Below are 205 nucleotides of genomic sequence, written 5' to 3' on the forward strand. Positions count from 1 at the left end.
GGTGGTTAATGTAAAAGCATCCCCTCAGGGAAAAGATGTGGTCACTCACATTGAATATGATCCGTTCGGAAGACAGGTTAAAGATTATCTACCCGTTCCCCAATCAGAACGCTGAATGGAGCTATTGTTCCCAATCCGTTAGGTAATGCCATCAATACCCCTTATGGGTCTGAAAAGATCTATTCCGAGAAAATATTGGAAAACT

General features: G+C 42.0%; 1 protein-coding gene. It reads left to right on the forward strand.

Features of this window, described 5'->3' with window-relative positions:
* Positions 1-37 precede the first annotated feature (37 nt).
* Positions 38-115, forward strand: coding sequence for a DUF6443 domain-containing protein (locus BOQ64_RS24400; protein WP_262708793.1), 78 nt, complete (start codon positions 38-40; stop codon positions 113-115).
* Positions 116-205 lie beyond the last annotated feature (90 nt).

The organism is Chryseobacterium sp. CH25, assembly GCF_004119455.1.
In the GTDB taxonomy this organism is placed as follows: domain Bacteria; phylum Bacteroidota; class Bacteroidia; order Flavobacteriales; family Weeksellaceae; genus Chryseobacterium.